The organism is Pseudomonas sp. GL_090, assembly GCF_057837765.1.
In genome coordinates, this window is the sequence record NZ_CM174452.1 from 733,898 (window position 1) to 752,347 (window position 18,450).

At 61.4% G+C, this 18,450-nt stretch carries 18 protein-coding genes and 1 pseudogene; 5 read left to right on the forward strand and 14 right to left on the reverse strand.

The features are described from left to right. Positions 1–116 precede the first annotated feature (116 nt). The 3 genes from cueR to AC3ITA_RS03200 form a co-directional block, all read right to left on the reverse strand. Complete coding sequence (gene cueR / locus AC3ITA_RS03190; protein WP_095946053.1) at positions 117–542, reverse strand: Cu(I)-responsive transcriptional regulator; 426 nt, start codon at positions 540–542, stop codon at positions 117–119. Beyond that, positions 539–2,932 carry a heavy metal translocating P-type ATPase gene (locus AC3ITA_RS03195; protein ID WP_489279412.1) on the reverse strand — a complete coding sequence of 798 codons (2,394 nt, stop codon included), beginning with the start codon at positions 2,930–2,932 and terminating at the stop codon, positions 539–541. The genes cueR and AC3ITA_RS03195 overlap by 4 nt, the downstream gene beginning before the upstream one ends. 124 nt (positions 2,933–3,056) lie before the next feature. Continuing rightward, positions 3,057–3,440 (reverse strand): hypothetical protein, encoded by a 384-nt coding sequence (locus AC3ITA_RS03200; RefSeq protein WP_095946051.1) that lies wholly within the window; start codon positions 3,438–3,440, stop codon positions 3,057–3,059. Between the two features lie 148 nt (positions 3,441–3,588). Between AC3ITA_RS03200 and AC3ITA_RS03205 the strand changes: the two genes are divergently transcribed. Both AC3ITA_RS03205 and AC3ITA_RS03210 read left to right on the forward strand, forming a co-directional pair. Beyond that, positions 3,589–3,786 (forward strand): heavy-metal-associated domain-containing protein, encoded by a 198-nt coding sequence (locus AC3ITA_RS03205; protein ID WP_095946050.1) that lies wholly within the window; start codon positions 3,589–3,591, stop codon positions 3,784–3,786. A gap of 90 nt (positions 3,787–3,876) precedes the next feature. Continuing rightward, positions 3,877–5,073 (forward strand): multidrug effflux MFS transporter, encoded by a 1,197-nt coding sequence (locus AC3ITA_RS03210; RefSeq protein ID WP_150673142.1) that lies wholly within the window; start codon positions 3,877–3,879, stop codon positions 5,071–5,073. An 8-nt stretch (positions 5,074–5,081) separates the two neighbouring features. Here AC3ITA_RS03210 and AC3ITA_RS03215 read toward each other — a convergent pair whose 3' ends face one another. After that, complete coding sequence (locus tag AC3ITA_RS03215; RefSeq protein WP_172435404.1) at positions 5,082–5,255, reverse strand: hypothetical protein; 174 nt, start codon at positions 5,253–5,255, stop codon at positions 5,082–5,084. 226 nt (positions 5,256–5,481) lie between these two features. Next, a complete protein-coding gene (locus AC3ITA_RS03220; RefSeq protein ID WP_095946048.1) occupies positions 5,482–6,495 on the reverse strand; it encodes a zinc-binding alcohol dehydrogenase family protein in 1,014 nt (337 codons plus the stop codon). A gap of 126 nt (positions 6,496–6,621) precedes the next feature. Here AC3ITA_RS03220 and AC3ITA_RS03225 point away from each other — a divergent pair, with 126 nt between their 5' ends. Beyond that, positions 6,622–7,551 (forward strand): LysR family transcriptional regulator, encoded by a 930-nt coding sequence (locus tag AC3ITA_RS03225; protein WP_489279415.1) that lies wholly within the window; start codon positions 6,622–6,624, stop codon positions 7,549–7,551. 315 nt (positions 7,552–7,866) lie between these two features. After that, the gene (locus AC3ITA_RS03230) at positions 7,867–8,601 is read left to right on the forward strand and encodes a helix-turn-helix domain-containing protein (RefSeq protein ID WP_095946047.1); all 735 of its coding nucleotides are present in this window, start codon (positions 7,867–7,869) and stop codon (positions 8,599–8,601) included. Positions 8,602–8,655: 54 nt separating this feature from the next. Here AC3ITA_RS03230 and AC3ITA_RS03235 read toward each other — a convergent pair whose 3' ends face one another. The 7 genes and pseudogenes from AC3ITA_RS03235 to AC3ITA_RS03265 all read right to left on the reverse strand — a co-directional run. Continuing rightward, a complete protein-coding gene (locus AC3ITA_RS03235; protein WP_007996475.1) occupies positions 8,656–9,609 on the reverse strand; it encodes an adenosine deaminase in 954 nt (317 codons plus the stop codon). A gap of 82 nt (positions 9,610–9,691) precedes the next feature. Continuing rightward, the gene (locus AC3ITA_RS03240) at positions 9,692–10,657 is read right to left on the reverse strand and encodes an isopenicillin N synthase family dioxygenase (protein WP_489279418.1); all 966 of its coding nucleotides are present in this window, start codon (positions 10,655–10,657) and stop codon (positions 9,692–9,694) included. 41 nt (positions 10,658–10,698) lie between these two features. Beyond that, a complete protein-coding gene (locus AC3ITA_RS03245; protein WP_150674321.1) occupies positions 10,699–11,661 on the reverse strand; it encodes an IS110 family transposase in 963 nt (320 codons plus the stop codon). Between the two features lie 307 nt (positions 11,662–11,968). Beyond that, positions 11,969–13,051, reverse strand: coding sequence for a BMP family ABC transporter substrate-binding protein (locus AC3ITA_RS03250; RefSeq protein ID WP_150673140.1), 1,083 nt, complete (start codon positions 13,049–13,051; stop codon positions 11,969–11,971). Positions 13,052–13,302: 251 nt separating this feature from the next. Then, positions 13,303–14,661, reverse strand: coding sequence for an 8-oxoguanine deaminase (locus AC3ITA_RS03255; RefSeq protein ID WP_489279420.1), 1,359 nt, complete (start codon positions 14,659–14,661; stop codon positions 13,303–13,305). Between the two features lie 252 nt (positions 14,662–14,913). Next, the gene (locus tag AC3ITA_RS03260; RefSeq protein WP_489279422.1) at positions 14,914–15,603 is read right to left on the reverse strand and encodes an SDR family oxidoreductase; all 690 of its coding nucleotides are present in this window, start codon (positions 15,601–15,603) and stop codon (positions 14,914–14,916) included. A gap of 39 nt (positions 15,604–15,642) precedes the next feature. Then, a pseudogene (locus AC3ITA_RS03265) lies at positions 15,643–15,819 on the reverse strand (MerR family transcriptional regulator); the annotation flags it as partial. Positions 15,820–15,901: 82 nt separating this feature from the next. Here AC3ITA_RS03265 and AC3ITA_RS03270 point away from each other — a divergent pair. Further along, the gene (locus tag AC3ITA_RS03270) at positions 15,902–16,411 is read left to right on the forward strand and encodes a hypothetical protein (RefSeq protein ID WP_489279423.1); all 510 of its coding nucleotides are present in this window, start codon (positions 15,902–15,904) and stop codon (positions 16,409–16,411) included. Here the strand turns inward: AC3ITA_RS03270 and AC3ITA_RS03275 are convergent. After that, entirely contained in the window at positions 16,408–17,334 is a 927-nt protein-coding gene (locus tag AC3ITA_RS03275; protein WP_414928714.1) for an ABC transporter permease, read from the reverse strand. The genes AC3ITA_RS03270 and AC3ITA_RS03275 overlap by 4 nt on opposite strands. Beyond that, positions 17,334–18,440: an ABC transporter permease gene (locus tag AC3ITA_RS03280; RefSeq protein ID WP_414928715.1), complete on the reverse strand. Its 1,107-nt coding sequence runs from the start codon at positions 18,438–18,440 to the stop codon at positions 17,334–17,336. The genes AC3ITA_RS03275 and AC3ITA_RS03280 overlap by 1 nt, the downstream gene beginning before the upstream one ends. Positions 18,441–18,450: the final 10 nt, after the last annotated feature.

Sequence of the window (18,450 nt, forward strand, 5' to 3'; positions counted from 1 at the left end):
GGCCGGGTTTTTTGTGCGCAACACAAACCCCCTGTAGGAGTGAGCCTGCTCGCGATAGCGTCGGTACTTTCAATATTGATGTGTCAGGCAGATCGCTATCGCGAGCAGGCTCACTCCTACAGGGAGCTGCGGTGGTTGGTAGGGGTGACACAACACCCCGACTCCAGATTCTTCAGAATCGGGCAATCCGGCCGATGATCGCCCTGACAGTGCTCGACCAGATCCTGCAAGGTATCGCGCAACTGGCCGAGCTCACGGATCTTCTGGTTCAACTCATCGATATGCTGGCGGGCCAGGGCCTTCACATCGGCGCTGGCACGCTGGCGGTCCTGCCAGAGGGTCAGCAGTTTTCCGACCTCTTCCAGGGAAAACCCCAGGTCCCGCGAGCGTTTGATGAACGCCAGTGTGTGCAGGTCGTCATCGCCATACACCCGGTAGCCGCTGTCAGTGCGATGGGCTGCCTTGAGCAGACCGATGGATTCGTAATAACGGATCATCTTTGCGCTCAGGCCGCTGTGGCGGGCCGCTTGGCCGATGTTCATCGGTTGTCCTCCAGGTCCTTGGGTTTCCAGGTTTTCAACAGTAGCGCATTGCTCACCACGCTGACGCTCGACAACGCCATCGCCGCACCGGCCAGCACTGGATTGAGGAAGCCGAACGCCGCCAGCGGAATGCCGATCAGGTTATAGACGAAAGCCCAGAACAGATTCTGGCGAATCTTGGCGTAGGTCTTGCGGCTGATCTCCAGCGCAGCCGGCACCAGTCGCGGATCACCGCGCATCAGGGTAATGCCGGCCGCGTGCATGGCGACGTCGGTGCCGCCGCCCATGGCGATGCCGATGTCGGCGGCAGCCAGTGCCGGGGCGTCGTTGATGCCGTCGCCGACCATCGCCACCACGCCGGTTTGTTTCAGTGCGGCGACCGTGGCGGCTTTGTCTGCCGGCAGCACTTCGGCATGCACATCGTGGATGCCCAGCGCCTCGGCGACCACCTTGGCGCTGCCGCGATTGTCGCCGGTCAGCAGGTGGCTGCTGATGTTCCGTGCGCTGAGTTGTTGCACCGCTTGCAGCGCGCCGGGCTTGAGGGTGTCACCGAAGGCGAACAGGCCCAGCACCTGTGGTTCGGGGGATTGTTCGATCAGCCAGGACAAGGTCCGGCCTTCTTTTTCCCACGCGGTCGCCGAGTCGGCCAATGGCCCGGCATTCAAGTCGCTGTCCTCCAGCAGGCGCCGATTGCCCAGCGCCAGGCGACGCTCTTCGAGGCTGCCGGCGATGCCGCGACCAGTCAGGGACTGGCTGTCGCTGACATCGGCCACCCTCAATCCACGCTCGGTACAGGCATCCAGAACAGCCTTGGCCAGCGGATGCTCACTGCCGCGTTGCAGGGCGCCGGCCAATTGCAGCAGGCGCGCCTCATTACCGTCGATGGCACTCAGATGAGCGATGCGCGGGGCGCCGGAGGTCAGGGTGCCGGTCTTGTCGAACACCACCGCGCTGACTTCATGGGCACGCTCCAGTGCTTCGGCGTCCTTGATCAGAATCCCGTAGCGCGCCGCCACGCCGGTGCCGGCCATGATCGCCGTCGGCGTGGCCAGGCCCAAGGCGCACGGGCAGGCGATCACCAGCACCGCCACGGCGTTGATCAGCGCGGTTTCCATCGGCGCGCCATACAGCCACCAGCCGATCAGGGTGGTCAAGGCAATCAGCAGCACGGTGGGCACGAACACCTGGCTGACTTTATCCACCAGTTTCTGGATCGGCGCTTTTGCGGCCTGGGCGTCTTCCACCAGACGGATGATCCGCGCCAGCACGGTTTCCGCACCGAGGGCCTGGGTGCGCACCAACAACCGACCTTCACCGTTGATCGCGCCGCCGGTGACTTTGTCGCCGGGCTGCTTGGGCACCGGCAGGCTCTCGCCGCTGATCAGGGCTTCGTCGGCATGGCTCTGGCCTTCAACCACTTCGCCGTCCACCGGGAAGCGTTCGCCGGGTTTGACCATCACCAGATCATTGAGGCGCAGGGCGCTGATGGCGACGTCTTGCTCGTGGCCGTCGCTCACCCGGATCGCCCGTTCCGGGCGCAAGGCTTCGAGGGCACGGATGGCGCTGGCGGTCTGGCGCTTGGCGCGGCTTTCCAGGTACTTGCCCAGCAACACCAGGGCGATCACCACCGCCGAGGCTTCGAAATACAGATGCGGCATGCGCCCGGCGGCGGTGGCCCATTCGTACAGGCTCAAGCCATACCCGGCGCTGGTGCCCAGGGCGACCAGCAGGTCCATGTTGCCGGCCCCGGCGCGCACGGCTTTCCACGCGGCGATATAGAACCGTGCACCGAAGATGAACTGCACCGGCGTAGCCAAGGCGAATTGCGCCCAGGCCGGGAGCATCCAGTGCACGCCGAACGGTTGTAGCAGCATCGGCAATACCAACGGCAAGGCGAGGGCGATGGCGATGATCAAGGCCAGGCGTTCGCGATGCAGGCGCTGTTGCTGATGGTCGGTTGTCGGGTGTTCGGCTTCCCGGACGCTGGCGCTGTAGCCCGCCTTGGTCACGGCCGCGATCAAGGTTTGCGGATCGATCTGGCCGAGCAGTTCAAGGTGGGCGCGTTCGTTGGCCAGGTTGACGCTGACGCTTTTCACTCCGGCAACCTTGCCCAGCGCACGTTCGACGCGACCGACGCAGGACGCGCAGGTCATGCCGTCGATGCTCAATTCCAGGCTCTGTTGCGGTACGCGATAGCCGGCCTTGGCCACGGCATCCATCAGGGCCGGCAGGCTGTCGCTGGGGGCTTGCACCCGCGCCTGCTCAGTGGCGAGGTTGACGCTGACGGCACTGGCGCCCATGACGTTGCTCAAGGCGCGCTCGACCCGTCCGGCGCAACTGGCGCAGGTCATGCCGGCAATCGGCAGGTCGAACGTGGTGGATTCGGACATCGGTCGCACTCCCTGTAGTAGATGACCACAGGATCAACCTTGCCATGCTGGCAAGGTCAAGTGCCAATCTGATGTGGAAGTGCCCGGGGCCTGTGCCTGACTGTGATCCCCTGTGGGATTTGTGTCAGTAGCCGAGACCGGCGCGTTTCAGGTACATCCCTTCCCGTGTCATCGCGATCCGGTACTTGAGCACATCCCCGGCCTTGAGCTGGATATCCTGCGATCCCGGCGCGAGCATGCCCGGGTTGCAACCCGGCACCTGGCCCGGCAGCAGTTTCAGGCGCAGCGAGACGATGCCCGGCGGCAGGTTGAACGAGGTGCTCTGTTCCTGAAACAGTCGCGCCGCCAGTTGATCCTGGATGTACACACCGATTTCGCAACTGGTCGCGACTTCCAGGCGCTCGCGGGAAATGATCAGCACGCCATAATCCTGACCGGCAGCATTGACCGAAGGCACGGTGGCGAAAAGGCTGAGAAAGCCAAACAGGCTGAAAACTGACCAGCGCATGGCTGAATCTCCTGAGTTCGAGTCATTGATGGACGCAGCTTGGCCGAGCACTGCGCCGATTGCCAGCCCGGCAGCTAACTTCAGAACTTGACCTTGCCATGGTGGCAAGCTCGAAACTGGGTTCAACCCTCGGAAAAGGAGTCATCCCATGCAAGTGTTCAACGTTGAAGGCATGTCTTGTGGTCACTGCGTCAAGGCCATCACCCAGGCGGTCCAGGCCAAAGACCCGGCGGCCAGTGTTCGGGTCGACCTGGCGGCCAGGGAGGTCGGTGTCGAAAGTGCGTTGACCGCCGAGCAGGTGATCGAGGTGATCAGCGAAGAGGGTTACGGCGTCAAACTGGTCTGAATTTGATAGTTAGCGAGCTACCGGAATGTTCAAGGCGTCCATGCGCGGCTAGACTGTCGGGCTGCCGACTTCTGCCCCACTGGATGCCTGATGAACTTTCGTACCATTCTGATTCTCGGCGCCTTGAGCGCTTTCGGTCCGCTGGCGATCGATTTCTACCTGCCGGCCTTCCCGGCCATGGCCCTGGCTTTCGGGACGGACGAAAATCACGTTCAGATGACGTTGGCGGCGTACTTCCTCGGCCTGTCCATCGGTCAGTTGGCCTATGGCCCGGTGGCGGATCGTTTCGGGCGACGCATTCCATTGCTCATCGGTGTCGGCCTGTTCACCGCTGCATCTGTGGCGTGCGCCTATGCGCCGAACCTGGAATGGCTGATCGGCGCGCGTTTCATCCAGGCGTTGGGCGGCTGCGCGGGGATGGTGATTTCCCGGGCGGTGGTCAGCGACAAGTGTGATGCGGTGGGGTCGGCGAAAGTCTTTTCGCAGCTGATGCTGGTGATGGGGCTTGCCCCCATCCTCGCGCCCTTGTTGGGTGGGTTGTTGGTCAACACCACAGGCTGGCAGTCGATCTTCCTGGCCTTGACCGGTTTCAGTGCGCTGGCGGGGCTGGCGGTTGCGACGGGATTGCCGGAAAGCATGCCGGCCCACATGCCGCGTCAACCGCTGTCGGGTGCGCTGCGTCAGTACGGTCGGTTGCTGGCCGACCCGATATTTCTTGGCCATGCCTTGACCGGGGGCATCGCCATCGCCGGGATGTTTGCCTACATCGCCGGTTCACCCTTCATCATCATCAAGCTCTACGGCGTTCCGGCCGAGCATTTCGGCTGGCTGTTCGGCACCAATGCGGCGGGCTTCATTCTGGTGGCGCAGGTCAACGCGCGGTTACTGGCCAAGCGTGGCCCGATGTTCCTGCTGGCGCGCGCGGTGTGGGTTTATCTGGCGGCCGGTTTGGCCCTGCTGGCTGTCAGCTCGCTGCACCCGGCACAATTGTGGCCGTTGCTGATTCCATTGTTCATCTGTATCGCCAGCCTCGGTTGCATCAGCCCCAACGCCGCGGCCTGTGCGATGAACGGGCAGGGCGCACGGGCCGGCAGCGCGTCGGCGCTGCTCGGTTGCCTGCAATTCAGCGTGGCTGCCGGCGCCTCCGCATTGGTGGGTGTGCTGCACGACGGCAGCGCCGTGCCGATGGCCATGGTCATCAGCCTGTGTGGAATTCTGGTGGTGAGCGCAGCGGTGCTCACCCGGCGTTTGCAAAATGCCCGGGCGCTGGCGCAAGCCCAGGTTTGAGGCCGGAGTCAGCCGGCTGCACGCTGCGCAAGGAGGATGGGAATCTGGTGAGGGGCCTGGATGCGGGCTTCAAGGGTACGCGTGAAAGCGCGAGCTTCTGCTTCGCTGCGGAACGTCACAGCATGTTGGTCTAAGCGAACTTGCCACTGGGATTTTGCCAGTTCTTTTATCAGGATCTTCATAGCCGAACTCCTCTTGTAAAAGATGTCTTGTAAAAGACTGCCTCGCAGGAGATTCGATTGTAGTCCCGTATACGGTCACCATTGTGACAAGGATCAACTGTCTGACTGACGGTTTGTAACTAAAAAAAACACGGCTTTTCGATGGAGTCCGGAGGAATTGTCGGCGGCCGGAACTAACCGGTCGCCGACGGAAAACACGACATTAGCGATGGCTTTTTTCAGCGTATCAGAACCCTTCCAGCACTATCTTGCCCTTGGCTTTGCCGCTTTCCAGCAGGGCATGGGCACGGCGCAGATTGGCCGCGTTGATCGTGCCGAAGTGTTCGCCCACCGTGGTTTTCAGGGTCCCGGCATCGATCAGCCAGGCGACGCGATTGAGCAGGTTGTGTTGCTCGATCATGTCCGCGGTTTCAAACAGCGACCGGGTGTACATGAACTCCCAGTGCAGTGACAGGCTCTTGCGTTTGAGCTTGGTCACGTCCAGCGACTTGGGGTCATCGATCAGCGCCAGTTTACCTTGGGGTGCCAATGCCTCGATCAATTGGTCCAGGTGCTGGTCGGTTTGCGTCAGGCTGGCGACGTGGGTGACCTGATCCACACCGGCGCGCTTGAGTGCTTCGCAGAGTGGTTGGCTGTGATCGATCACCAGGTCGGCGCCCAGCTCTTTCACCCAGCTTTGGGTTTGCGCACGCGAAGCGCTGCCGATGACTTTCAGGGCCGTCAGTTGGTGAGCCAGTTGCGTCAGAATCGAGCCCACGCCACCCGCCGCGCCGACGATCAACAGGCTCTGGCCTTCGTCGGTTTTGCCTTCGCGCACTTGCAGGCGCTCGAACAACAGCTCCCACGCCGTGATCGCGGTGAGCGGCAGGGCAGCGGCCTCGGCGAACCCCAGGGTTTTTGGCATGCGGCCGACGATGCGCTCGTCCACCGCATGCAACTCGCTGTTGCCGCCCGCACGCGCGATGGAGCCGGCGTAATACACCTTGTCGCCGGCCTGGAACAGCGTCACCTCACTGCCCACCGCCTTGACCACACCGGCCACATCCCAACCCAACACCTTGGCTGCGCCACCTTCGGGCTGGACGTTCTGGCGTATCTTGGTGTCCACCGGATTGACCGAGATGGCTTTGACTTCCACCAGCAAGTCGCGGGGGCCGGCGACCGGCTCCGGCAGTTCGATGTCTTGCAGAGCCTTGTCGTCACTGATCGGCAACGAGGCGTAGTAGGCAATGGCTTTCATGGGCGGCTCCGGAACACTGATAAAAGAAGGGACTCGATGGGGTAGATGATTGGCTATTTCTCCTGAAGATAAAACCGGCTAAAAGAGCAGTCTCTTTCAATATTTTTTTGATAATCGGTGCTCTTGATGTTGCGTTTCGATGACTTGCAGTTGTTTGTCCGGGCGGCGGACCTGGGCAGTCTGTCCGCCGCCGCGCGGGGCATGGACATGTCGGCGGCCGTGGCCAGTGCGGCGCTCAAGCGCATCGAACAGCAACTCGGTGCCCGATTGTTGGCCCGTTCGACCCGCAGCCTGCGCCTGACCGCCGAAGGCGAGGGCTTTCTCGAATACGCCCGCGCGGCCCTGAGCAATCTCGACGAGGGCCGGCGATTGCTGGCCAGCGGTCAGGACCAGGTCAGCGGGGTGCTGCAACTGTCGGCGCCATCGGACTTTGGCCGCAATCTGCTGCTGCCATGGCTCGACGAGTTTCAACGCGAGCATCCGAAACTCACCGTGCGCCTGCTGCTGGGGGACCGCATCGCCGACCTGTTTCGCCAACCGGTAGACATTGCCCTGCGCTACGGTGAACCGGAGGACTCCAGCCTGGTGGCGCTGCCCATCGCCCCGCAGAACCGCCGGGTGTTGTGCGCCGCTCCCGGCTATCTGGCCCGGCATGGCGAGCCGCGGCATCTGGAGCAACTGGCACAGCACAATTGCCTGTTGTACATGCTCGGCAGCCGGGTCCACGATCACTGGAGTTTTCACGACGGCAAGCGCGAAGTCAGCCTGACCGTCAGCGGCGATCGTTTCAGTGACGATGCCGATGTCGTGCGTCTTTGGGCCGTGGCGGGTGCCGGGATCGCTTACAAGTCCTGGCTCGATGTGGCCGCCGATGTACTGGCCGGCCGCTTGAAGGTGCTGATGCCGGAGCTGCTCTGTGAGCGCGCACCGTTGAATCTGTTGTGCGCCCATCGCGCACAATTGAGTAAGCCAGTGAAGCTGTTGCGCGAAATGCTTGTCAGCCGATGCACCCTTTTGACCAGTCAATTTCCAGGTTTTTCGGAAATCGATCATTAGTCGCACGAAAAAAGAGAAATTTCCCTCAGGTACGATCACCACCTACGCCGGGTGGAGGAAAGGATCCGCCGATCAACCCGCATATACTAGCGGCCTCATCATGTCAGTTGCGTCGATCCCCAATGGCGGGTCCTCGTTCGAGTCGGCCCGGCTGCACGGTCATCCTTTTGGCCTACGCAGCATCGGCCAGGCAGCGCAAATGAGTGAGCAAGGCGTTGTCGGGCTTATGGCAGTTTCCACGGATTGGCCGACGACACATTACTGGTCAAGATTTCTCTGGGCAGTAGACGAAACGATTCAACAGGGAGTGAATACATGGAACATGCACCTTGCATCAGCCAGATCGCCACGTTGCTGGCTGACCCAAAGCGCAGCGCAATGATGTGGGCCTTGATGGATGGTTCGGCACGGGCAACCGAAGAGTTGGCATTGCTGGCCGGCCTGTCATCGTCGTCGGCCAGTGCACACTTGGGGCGTTTGTCCGCCGGAGGTCTGCTCAAGGTTGAAAACCGCGGCCGCAAACGCTTCTTCCGCCTGGCCGCTCCCGAGGTCGGGGCGGCAATCGAAGCACTGGCCAGCGCGACTTTCGCCAGCGCACCCCAGGATATTCCGGACGTATTCAAGCGTAACGCGCCTCTGATCAAACCCCGGGCGGTGCGTTCGCCATTGTTGAGTGCCCGACTGTGCGACGATCACTTGGGGGGCACCCTGTCCGCCGATCTGTATCAGCGACTGCTGGAGGCAGGCTGGATCGAACATTTCGATCAGCGGGTCACGGTCACCCTCAAGGGCGCGACGGAGTTGGCGGCACGGGGCGTGTTCATCCAGGCGCTGGCCCATCACAACGGCAGGGTTGCCTGCGCGTGCCCTGACTGGAGCGAAAGACGCCCGCACATGGGAGGCTCGCTGGGCGCGGCATTGTTGCAGCTGTTCATGCAGTCGGGGTGGTTGAGCCTGCCCAACGATTCCCGAGCCCTGCAGGTGACGGCTTCCGGGCAACGGGAGATCTATCGCTTTGCCCAGGAAACCGAGTTGGAGATGGCGCTTTAGTGCACCGTGGCGGGAGCGAACGTACTCGCTCCCGCGGGGCTGGGGCGCCGAGCCTTACGGTTTCACCAACCGCGCATCGAGGCTGTTCTGCGCCAGGCGCTTGGCCTGATCCTGGGTCATGCCCAGGTGGGTGTGCAGCGCATGGAAGTTCTCGGTGACATAGCCACCGAAGTACGCCGGGTCATCGGAGTTCACGGTCACTTTCACGCCGCGTTCCAGCATGTCGAGGATGTTGTGCTGCGACATGTGATCGAACACGCAAAGCTTGGTGTTCGACAACGGGCACACGGTCAGCGGGATCTGCTCGTCGATGATTCGCTGCATCAGGCGCTCGTCTTCGATGGCGCGCACGCCATGGTCGATGCGCTGGATTTTCAGCAGGTCGATGGCTTCCCAGATGTACTCGGGCGGGCCTTCTTCACCGGCGTGGGCGACGGTCAGGAAGCCTTCGTGACGGGCACGGTCGAAAACGCGCTGAAACTTGCTCGGCGGGTGGCCCATCTCGGAGCTGTCCAGGCCCACGGCGACGAACGCATCGCGGAACGGCAGCGCCTGGTCGAGGGTCTTCTGGGCCTCGTCTTCGCTCAGATGGCGCAGGAAACTCAGGATCAAACCACTGGTGATGCCCAGTTGCTGCTCACCATCCTTCAGTGCGGCGGCGATGCCGTTGAGCACCACTTCGAACGGGATGCCACGGTCGGTGTGGGTCTGCGGGTCGAAGAACGGTTCGGTGTGAATCACGTTCTGCTCTTTGCAACGCAGCAGGTATGCCCAGGTCAGGTCATAGAAGTCCTGGGAGGTGCGCAGCACATCGGCACCCCGGTAATACAGGTCGAGGAACTCCTGCAGGTTGTTGAAGGCATACGCCTTGCGCAAGGTTTCGACGTCGTTCCATGGCAAGGCAATCTTGTTGCGTTCGGCCAGGGCGAACAACAGCTCGGGTTCCAGCGAGCCTTCCAGGTGCAGGTGCAACTCTGCCTTGGGCAGGGCGTTCAGCCAGTCGTACATAATTCTTTTCTCATCAGGTGCAATGGTCGCCATTCTACAGAGGGTTGCCGCAACAATTGGTAAAACCTGACCAGGCGGTTCATCACACCGCTTCCAGTTCCCGTCGATAAGCGTAGGTATCGGCGAAGCGCGATAGAAGGAACTCGGCGCAGGTGGTGGCCGGGTATTTCGCCGGGTGCGATGCGTCCTGACAGCCGGGCAGGCAGTCGATGCGGGTATCCGGGTGCGGCTCGGCGAAAAACGGCATCGAATAACGATCCACGCCCAGGGGGCTGATCACCCGGTGCGGCGTCGACAGGTAGCGGTCGTTGCTCCAGCGCGCCATCATGTCGCCGAGGTTGACCACGAAGGTGCCTTCGATGGGCGGCGCGTCGATCCATTCGCCTTTGACGCTGCGTACCTGCAAGCCACCGGCGGTGTCCTGGTAGAGCAGGGTGATGCAGCCGTAGTCGGTGTGCGCCCCGGCACCTTGTTGCTCTTCGGAACTGGCGGTGTGGCGCGGCGGGTAATGGATCATGCGCAGTACGCTGACCGGGTCATTGAAGCGTGTGTCGAAGAAATCGCGCTCAATCCCCAGCGCGATGGTCATGGCCCGCAACAGCGTTTGCGCCAGGGCTTGCATGTCGACGTAGTGCTGCTCCATCAACGCTTCCCAGCCGGGAATGGACGGATGGCGATTGGGGCCGCGCAGGGGTTTTTCCGCCAGTACGTCAGGGTGCCCCGCCGGCAGGTGCAGACCCATGTCGAAGGTTTCTTTGAGGTCGCTGGGTTTGCCTGGGTCCAATTGCTCGGTGGCAATGGCGCCGTAGCCGCGATGGTGACGGGTCTGGGTGATGTCGATCTTGAGTTTTTCGGCGGTGGGTTGGGCGAAGAAGAACTTGGCGTGGTCGAGCAGGGCGTCGATTCGCGCAGTGCTGATCGGATGGCCCTTGATATAGAAAAAGCCCCACTCGCGGCAGGCGAGGTCGATTTGCCCGGCCACGGCTGGCCAGGCGGATGGGTCGTCGCTGTAGAGCGGGGCGATGTCGATGATGGGGAGGCTGGTCATACGCAATCCTTGAACGCGATGAAGATCACATGTGGGAGATTCTATGTTTGGGGGGAACCCCCAAGCATAGAATTTGGCCTGTATTCACTTTGGTTTTTCATCAGCGCGAACATCACTCTGGCCAGCTTGCGCGCCAGGATAACCAAGGCTTGAGTGCCTTTTAGACCCCTGGCCAGGTAGCTCTGGTAGTACGGTTTCCAGACCGGCGAGCGGCTGGCGGCCATGGCGCTGTTGTGAAACAGACGCCGGAACTCCGAATCCCCTCGCTTGGATAGCCAACGCCTTTGATCCTTTTGTCCTGACTGCCTCACCCGCGGATCCATGCCAAGGAAGGCGACGTACTCGTCACTGTTTGCAAACTCCCCACGCAAAAACGCAGTGGCCGCTGCGGTGGCCGTCAGGAGCCCGACACCCTCGACGGCTTGGCAGCGCTTCACTTGATCCTGCATCCCGGCGTCCTCAGCAATCTCCTTGAGTGTTTTCTGAATCGTTTTTTCGAACTGGGCAATGGCGGCCAGAAGCTGGTTGAACTGCTCTTTGAGCAGGGGCTCGTTTTTCCAGCTCTGCTTGAGTGCGACACAGCCCCGGACCAGCTGGGCCCGGCGACGAAGCAGGCTTTTGAGCTGTGTGTAAGCCTTCGGTGGCGGGTTCCAGATCCTCAGCCTGTCAGACTCCCGGCTCAAGTAACGCGCCAGCAGTTCGGCATCCAGGGCGTCTGTTTTCGCCCTCATGCCTATGCCGTCGCGGTATTTGTTGAGGCGACTGCCATCGATGACATAAACGTCATGGCCCATTTCATGGGCCATTTCCGTTGTATCAAGGTGATAGATATTGGTCGCCTCAAGCGCGAGGGCGCTGTTCGTTGGCAGCGTCTTGAGCCATTGCTTCAGGGTTGATCGCTTATTCGCGACCTTGAGGGTTTTTTGCAGGTCGGATCGATAGACAACGATCTCGTCCTTCGCCACATCCACACCAACGACCACCTGCGAATCAAGGATTGTCATGGCCCACCCTCCGAGCTAGGGTTTAAAGACTTGTCGGGGTTCACCGTTGCGCTGGCTTGTTTCTATCGTCGGTCCGAGCCGATGCATTCCTTATCGGCGCATTAGGTGAAGGGGGGGGACGAAGTCTCCCACGGTCTGTACTGGTCAGAGTCAGATGACGAGCTTTAGTCCCACCCACCCCTTCAAGTCTAAACATACAAGCGAGCCTGCTCGCGAATGCGGTGTGTCAACCAACATCAATGTTGAGTGTACAGACGCCTTCGCGAGCAGGCTCGCTCCCACAGGGTTTTGTGTTCTGACTGGAGAGTTACTTCGGAATCTCGGCCTTCATGCCTTCCACGTAGTAATTCATCGACGCCAGTTCCGCCGTGGTCGCGCTCGCGCCCGCCGGAATTTTCTCGACCCCGGCCTGATCCTTGATCGGCCCGGTGAACAGTTGCAGCGCACCGCTCTTGATGTCGGCGATGAGCTGCTCGGCTTCGCTCTTCACCGTCGCTGGCACCAGGTCGCTGATCGGCAGTTCAACGGTGCCTTCTTTCAAGCCGCCCCAGTAGTCCCGGGATTTCCAGTCATGATCGATCACGCTTTGGGTTGCCTGAACGTAGTGCGGGCCCCAGTCGTTGACGATGGAGGTCAGCACCGCTTTCGGCCCGAAGTGCGCCATGTCCGAAGCGTAGCCCACGGCATAAACGCCGCGACGTTCGGCCGCCTGGATCGGCGCGGGGCTGTCGGTGTGCTGGAACACCACGTCCACGCCCTGGTCGATCAGCGCGTTGGCGGCGTCCGCTTCCTTGCCCGGATCGAACCATGAGTTGACCCACACCACCTTGATCTCGGTGCCGGGGTTGTACTTGTTCAGGGCCAACTGGATGGCGTTGATGTCGCGGATCACTTCCGGGATCGGGAACGAGGCGACGTAACCGACCTTTTTGGTCTTGGTCATCTTCGCCGCGAGGAAACCACCGACGTAGCGACCCTCGTAAGTACGCGCCAGGTAAGTGCCGAGGTTCTTGTCCTGCTTGTAGCCGGTGGCGTGTTCGAAGGTCACCTTGGGAAACTGTTTGGCGACCTTCACGGTCGGGTTCATGTAGCCGAAGGAAGTGGTGAAGATCAGGTCGTATTTGTCCTTGGCCATGTTGCGGATCACCCGCTCGGCGTCGGCGCCTTCGGCGACGTTTTCCACGTAGTTGGTGGTGATCTGTGCGCCGAATTTTTCCGCGAGTTCCTTACGCCCCTGTTCATGCTGATACGTCCAGCCGTGGTCACCGATCGGACCGATATAGACGAAGCCGACTTTCAGCGGATCGGCGGCTACGGCGGTCAGGCTGGCGCTCAAACCGATGGCTGCCGCAACAGCGCAAAGCAGCTTCTTCAACGGACGGTTGTGCATGAATTGGAACTCCATTTTGTTGTGAGGTTGGCTGGGCTCTCTGGCTTGCACAGGGCAATGCAAATTGCTGACCAACAAGACAACAAAACATGAATCCGCGGTGATGCCATCGCGAGCAAGCTCGCGACAGGTCCTTGAAGTCCGATAACAGTGCATGTCCTTGCACAGCTGCCATCCACTGGTGCGCCAATGATCCTCCACAAAACCAATGTGGGAGCGAGCCTGCTCCCACAGTTTTAATCGGTGTTGTATCAGGTCCCGGCGATCAACTGCCGCGCCGCCTGGCTGTGATCAGCAATCAACCCCTTCAGATCCAGCCCTTCGACCTGCCCATCGATCACCCGCCACTTGCCGCCGACCATCACTCGATCCGCGCGATCAGCACCGCATAGCAGCAACGCCGAGACCGGATCATGACTGCCGGAGAAGCGCAGTTCATCGAGCTTGAACATCGCCAGGTCAGCCTGCTTGCCCACGGCCAACTCGCCGATATCGGTACGGCCCAGCAGGCTCGCCGAACCCTTGGTCGCCCAACCCAACACGCGCTCCGGCGTGATCTTCTCGGCGCCGTAGCGCAGACGCTGGATGTACAACGCCTGACGCGCTTCGAGCATCATGTTCGAGGCATCGTTAGACGCCGAACCGTCCACGCCCAAACCAAGCAAGGCACCGGCATCGGTCAGCTCGATGCTCGGGCAGATGCCCGAGGCCAGGCGCATGTTCGAACTCGGGCAATGGCAAATGCCGGTGCCGGCGGCGCCGAGGCGGGCGATTTCGTCCGGGTTGAAATGGATGCCATGGGCCAGCCAGGTACGCGGGCCGAGCCAGCCGACACTGTCCAGATAGTCCACGGTGCGCAGGCCGAAGCGTTGCAGGCAGAAATCTTCTTCGTCGAGGGTTTCTGCCAGGTGGGTGTGCAGGCGCACGTCGAGTTTGTTCGCCAGCTCGGCACTGGCCGACATGATTTCCGGGGTCACCGAGAACGGCGAGCACGGTGCCAGGGCGATCTGGATTTGCGCGCCGTCACCGCGTTCGTGGTATTCGGCGATCAGGCGCTGGCTGTCGGCGAGGATCACTTCGCCTTCCTGCACGGTCTGTTGTGGCGGCAGGCCACCGTCCTTTTCACCGAGGCTCATGGAACCGCGGGTGAGCATGGCGCGCATGCCCAGTTCACGAACGCTCTCGACTTGCACGTCGATCGCGTTTTCCAGACCTTCCGGGAACAGGTAGTGATGGTCGGCCGCGGTGGTGCAACCGGACAGCAGCAATTCAGCCAGCGCGACTTTGGTGGCGAGGGCGAGTTTTTCCGGGGTCAGGCGTGCCCAGACCGGGTACAGGGTTTTCAGCCACGGGAACAGCGGCTGATTGACCACCGGTGCCCAGGCGCGGGTCAGGGTTTGATAGAAGTGGTGATGGGTGTTGATCAGGCCCGGCAGGATCACATGCTCGCGGGCATCGAACACTTCATTGCACGGTGCGGACGGTTGTTGACCGGCGCCGAGTACTTCGACGATCAAACCGTCTTGCAGCACCAGACCGCCACGGGCATCGAGACTGTTGGAGGTGAAAATGGCGAGGGGATTTTTTAACCAGGTACGGGTCGCAGGCATGTTGGCCGGCTCCTCTGAAAGTTGGGTTCAGGGTTGCCAGCTCAGTGTTGCCCTGTCTGCTGATCCAGGGTCGCCGGGGAGGCGAGGTGCGAAGTGTCGATCAAAACGCCCTGGCGGGCAAGCCCAACCCGACCAGACGAAGAGTAACCCTGTGGGAGCGAGCCGGCTCGCGATGACGGAGTGTCAGTCGACAACATCTGTGCCTGATACACCGCCATCGCGAGCAGGCTCGCTCCCACAGGTTATGGGGTATTACCAGGGAATGGTTTCACCCCGGTAGTTGATGAAGTGATGCCCGCCCTTGCCGACATAGGCATTCACCTGATCGACCAGGCCACGGGTGCTGGTTTCCACGTCGATGTCCGCGCCTTCACCCCCCATGTCGGTTTTCACCCAGCCCGGGTGCAGCGACAGCACGGTGAGACTGGTTTCGCCCAATTGCGTGACGAAGCTGTTGGTCATGGAGTTCAGCGCCGCCTTGCTGGCCTTGTACAACGCCAGCTCCGGCGCATCGGGCATGGTCACGCTGCCGAGCACCGAACTCATGAACGCCAGCACGCCGGTGTCCGGGCGCAGTTGCTCGACAAAACGCTGGGCCAGGTTGATCGGCGCCACGGCGTTGGTGAAAAACAGCTGACCGACTTCGGCCATTGTCGCGCCACTGTTCGGCGTCTGGACATCCGGTCCCTTGACCCCGGCATTGACGAACAACAGGTCAAACACATCACCCTTGAGTTGTTGGCTCAGGGCGGACACCGCCTGCTGATCGTCCATGTCGAGCTTTTCGATCCGCACATCGCCCAGGGCCTGCAAGGCTTCGGCTTTTTGCGGGTCGCGCACGGTGGCGGTGACTTGCCATCCATCGGCCAGCAGGGTTTTCACCAGTCCGAGGCCGAGCCCCCGGGAGGCGCCGATGATGAGTGCGGTTTTTGCCTTGGACATGAGTGGCTTCCTTGAAAGTTCAGGATAGTGGATTCAATGGACACTAAACCCCAGTCGTTGAGCGGTCTTGATGTACTGCACCCGTTGCACCATGTCTGGCGGATAGTCGCGATACCCGTTGGCGCTGCGTTGCGCCGCGATCAACCCGCGCTGCTCGTAAAAGCGCAGCGTGTCGCGGCTGACGGCGCTGGCCTGGGCTAATTCACCAATGCGCATCATGACGTCTCGAGGGGGCTTGACCCTGGAGCATACTCCAGGCTTTAGCCTTGTTGCTCCCTGAATTGATGGAGCAATGTCGATGTGGACTACAACGCAATATCGCCGATTGGTGCAAGGCAGCGCCTGGTACGACCTGATCGTGACGGTCGCGTTTATCACACCGTGGAGTTTTGCGGCGTTGCATGGGTTTTTGACGGGGGTGAGTCAGACGTTGAGTTTACCCGGTGAGTTGCCACCGTTCGAGCCAGTGCACATGTTGATGGCGAATTTGCTGGGGTCGATTGTCTGCGTATGGGCAGTGCTGCGGATTCGTGATCCGCAGCAGGTTTATGGGCGGTATGACGCCGTGGCCAGATTCCTGTTCTCGGCCTGGCAGGCTTATGCCCTGATCCATGGCGCGAGTTCGCTGCTGGTGGTTTTTCTGGTGTTTGAATTGGCGTGGGGCATTGCTCAAGTGTTGCCTGTTCGGCAGCCATCGCGAGCAAGCTCGCTCCCACAAGGGGCTGTGTCGAACACTAATATTGAGCCAACCCCGGATCATTGTAGGAGCGAGCCTGCTCGCGAAGGGGCCCGCCCAGGCAACCACTAATGCCCTGCCTGCCACGGCTGCCCCAACGACACCGGCGCATACAACCGTGTGCGCAGCGCATCCCGGGACAGCAGCACCAGCACCACAATGGTCGCGACATACGGCAGCATCGCCAGCAGACTCGACGCAATTGCCAGCCCCAGCCCCTGCGCCACCAGGTGCAGGATGCTGGCGAGCCCGAACAGGTACGCGCCGAGCAGCAGGCGCCACACCCGCCAACTGGCGAACACCACGAGCGCCAGGGCAATCCAGCCGCGCCCGGCGCTCATGTTCTCCGCCCACATCGGTGTGTAGGCCAGGGACAGATATGCCCCGGCCAGCCCTGCCATCGCACCGCCGCACAACACCGCCAGGGTCCGCACCGCCAACACCGGCAAGCCCATGGCGCTGGCCGCATCCGGGTTTTCCCCGACCGCCTGAATGATCAGCCCGACACGGCTTTTCAGAATCACCCAGGCCACCAGCGCAAACAGCGCGAATGACAAATACACCAACAGGTCCTGGGCAAACAGCATCCGTCCGATCAGCGGGATCTCGCTCAAATATGGAATCGCCATCGGCTCGAATCCCGCCAGCGGCTTGCCGACCCAGGCCGCACCGACGAAGGTCGACAGGCCCACGCCGAAAATCGTCAGGGCCAGACCGGTGGCCACCTGATTGGCGTTGAACACCAGCGCCACCAAGGCAAAGAGGGACGACAACAGCATCCCGGCGAACATTGCCAGCAACACGCCGAGCCATAGATTGCCGGTGTTGAACGCGACGATGAAACCGATCACCGCGCCAAACAGCATCATGCCTTCCTGGCCAAGGTTGAGGACGCCACTTTTCTCGCAGATCAGTTCCCCCAGCGCCACCAGCAGCAACGGCGTACCGCAGCGGACCATGGCGTAGAAAATATTGCTCAGCAGATCGATATCCATCACAGCGCTCCTGCTTGTACGGCGGTGGTTTGGGCGCGGCGGGTCCAGCGCAGGTTCAGGCGTGGGCGATAGAGAATCAGCACATCACTGGCGAGCAGGAAAAACAGCATCATGCCCTGGAACAATTGGGTGATGGCTTGCGGCAGGTTCAGGCTCATTTGTGCGCTTTCGCCGCCGATGTACAGCAGCGCCATCAGCAGGCTGGAAAACAGGATGCCGACAGGGTTCAGGCGGCCGAGAAATGCCACGGTGATCGCCGCATAGCCGTAGCCCGGCGAGACCTGCGGCACCAGCTGACCGATGGGGCCGCTGACTTCGCACACGCCGGAAAGCCCCGCCAGGCTGCCGCTGATCAACAGCGCGAGCCAGATCAGACGTTTCTCGCGAAAGCCGACAAAACCGGCGGCACGCTTGTCCAGCCCGAGCACTTTGATCTGGAAACCGACAAAGCTTTTCTGCAACAACACCCACACGGTCACCAACGCGAGCAGGGCGAAGTAAACCCCGGCGTGGACCCGGCCATCTTCCATCAGCAACGGCAAGCGGCTGGCGTCGCCGAACATCGCCGATTGCGGAAAATTGAAACCATCCGGATCTTTCAGTGGACCGTGCACGCAATACAGCAAAAGGTTCAGGGCGATGTAATTGAGCATGATGCTGGTGAGGATCTCATTGGCGTTGAAACGCGTGCGCAACCACGCCGTCAGCCCGGCCCACGCAGCTCCGGCCAAGGTGCCGGTGAGCAAGATCAGCACCAGCGCCCAGCGGCTTTGCATATCGATGATGTTCACCGCCAGCGCACTGCCGGCCAACGCACCGAGCAGCAGTTGACCTTCGGCGCCGATGTTCCAGATGCGCGCCTGGTAGGCGACGGCCAGGCCCAATGCGCAGAGCAGAATCGGCAGAGCTTTGACCAGCAATTCGGAGACGCCGTACAGGTCGCTGACCGGCGCAATCAGCAAGGTGTGCAGCGTCAGCAGCGGGTCGTGCCCGAGCGCGATAAACAACAGCGAGCCACAGCCCAGTGTCAGTGCCGCCGCGAGCAACGGCGAGCACCACAGCATCAGGCGCGATTGCTGGCCGCGGGGTTCAAGAGAAAGCAGCATGTGACACTCC

Coding starts and splice junctions, on each gene's coding strand:
- cueR (WP_095946053.1), bottom strand. CDS start 542: ATGAACATCGGCCAAGCGGCCCGCCACAGCGGCCTGAGCGCAAAGATG.
- AC3ITA_RS03195 (WP_489279412.1), bottom strand. CDS start 2,932: ATGTCCGAATCCACCACGTTCGACCTGCCGATTGCCGGCATGACCTGC.
- AC3ITA_RS03200 (WP_095946051.1), bottom strand. CDS start 3,440: ATGCGCTGGTCAGTTTTCAGCCTGTTTGGCTTTCTCAGCCTTTTCGCC.
- AC3ITA_RS03205 (WP_095946050.1), top strand. CDS start 3,589: ATGCAAGTGTTCAACGTTGAAGGCATGTCTTGTGGTCACTGCGTCAAG.
- AC3ITA_RS03210 (WP_150673142.1), top strand. CDS start 3,877: ATGAACTTTCGTACCATTCTGATTCTCGGCGCCTTGAGCGCTTTCGGT.
- AC3ITA_RS03215 (WP_172435404.1), bottom strand. CDS start 5,255: ATGAAGATCCTGATAAAAGAACTGGCAAAATCCCAGTGGCAAGTTCGC.
- AC3ITA_RS03220 (WP_095946048.1), bottom strand. CDS start 6,495: ATGAAAGCCATTGCCTACTACGCCTCGTTGCCGATCAGTGACGACAAG.
- AC3ITA_RS03225 (WP_489279415.1), top strand. CDS start 6,622: ATGTTGCGTTTCGATGACTTGCAGTTGTTTGTCCGGGCGGCGGACCTG.
- AC3ITA_RS03230 (WP_095946047.1), top strand. CDS start 7,867: ATGGAACATGCACCTTGCATCAGCCAGATCGCCACGTTGCTGGCTGAC.
- AC3ITA_RS03235 (WP_007996475.1), bottom strand. CDS start 9,609: ATGTACGACTGGCTGAACGCCCTGCCCAAGGCAGAGTTGCACCTGCAC.
- AC3ITA_RS03240 (WP_489279418.1), bottom strand. CDS start 10,657: ATGACCAGCCTCCCCATCATCGACATCGCCCCGCTCTACAGCGACGAC.
- AC3ITA_RS03245 (WP_150674321.1), bottom strand. CDS start 11,661: ATGACAATCCTTGATTCGCAGGTGGTCGTTGGTGTGGATGTGGCGAAG.
- AC3ITA_RS03250 (WP_150673140.1), bottom strand. CDS start 13,051: ATGCACAACCGTCCGTTGAAGAAGCTGCTTTGCGCTGTTGCGGCAGCC.
- AC3ITA_RS03255 (WP_489279420.1), bottom strand. CDS start 14,661: ATGCCTGCGACCCGTACCTGGTTAAAAAATCCCCTCGCCATTTTCACC.
- AC3ITA_RS03260 (WP_489279422.1), bottom strand. CDS start 15,603: ATGTCCAAGGCAAAAACCGCACTCATCATCGGCGCCTCCCGGGGGCTC.
- AC3ITA_RS03270 (WP_489279423.1), top strand. CDS start 15,902: ATGTGGACTACAACGCAATATCGCCGATTGGTGCAAGGCAGCGCCTGG.
- AC3ITA_RS03275 (WP_414928714.1), bottom strand. CDS start 17,334: ATGGATATCGATCTGCTGAGCAATATTTTCTACGCCATGGTCCGCTGC.
- AC3ITA_RS03280 (WP_414928715.1), bottom strand. CDS start 18,440: ATGCTGCTTTCTCTTGAACCCCGCGGCCAGCAATCGCGCCTGATGCTG.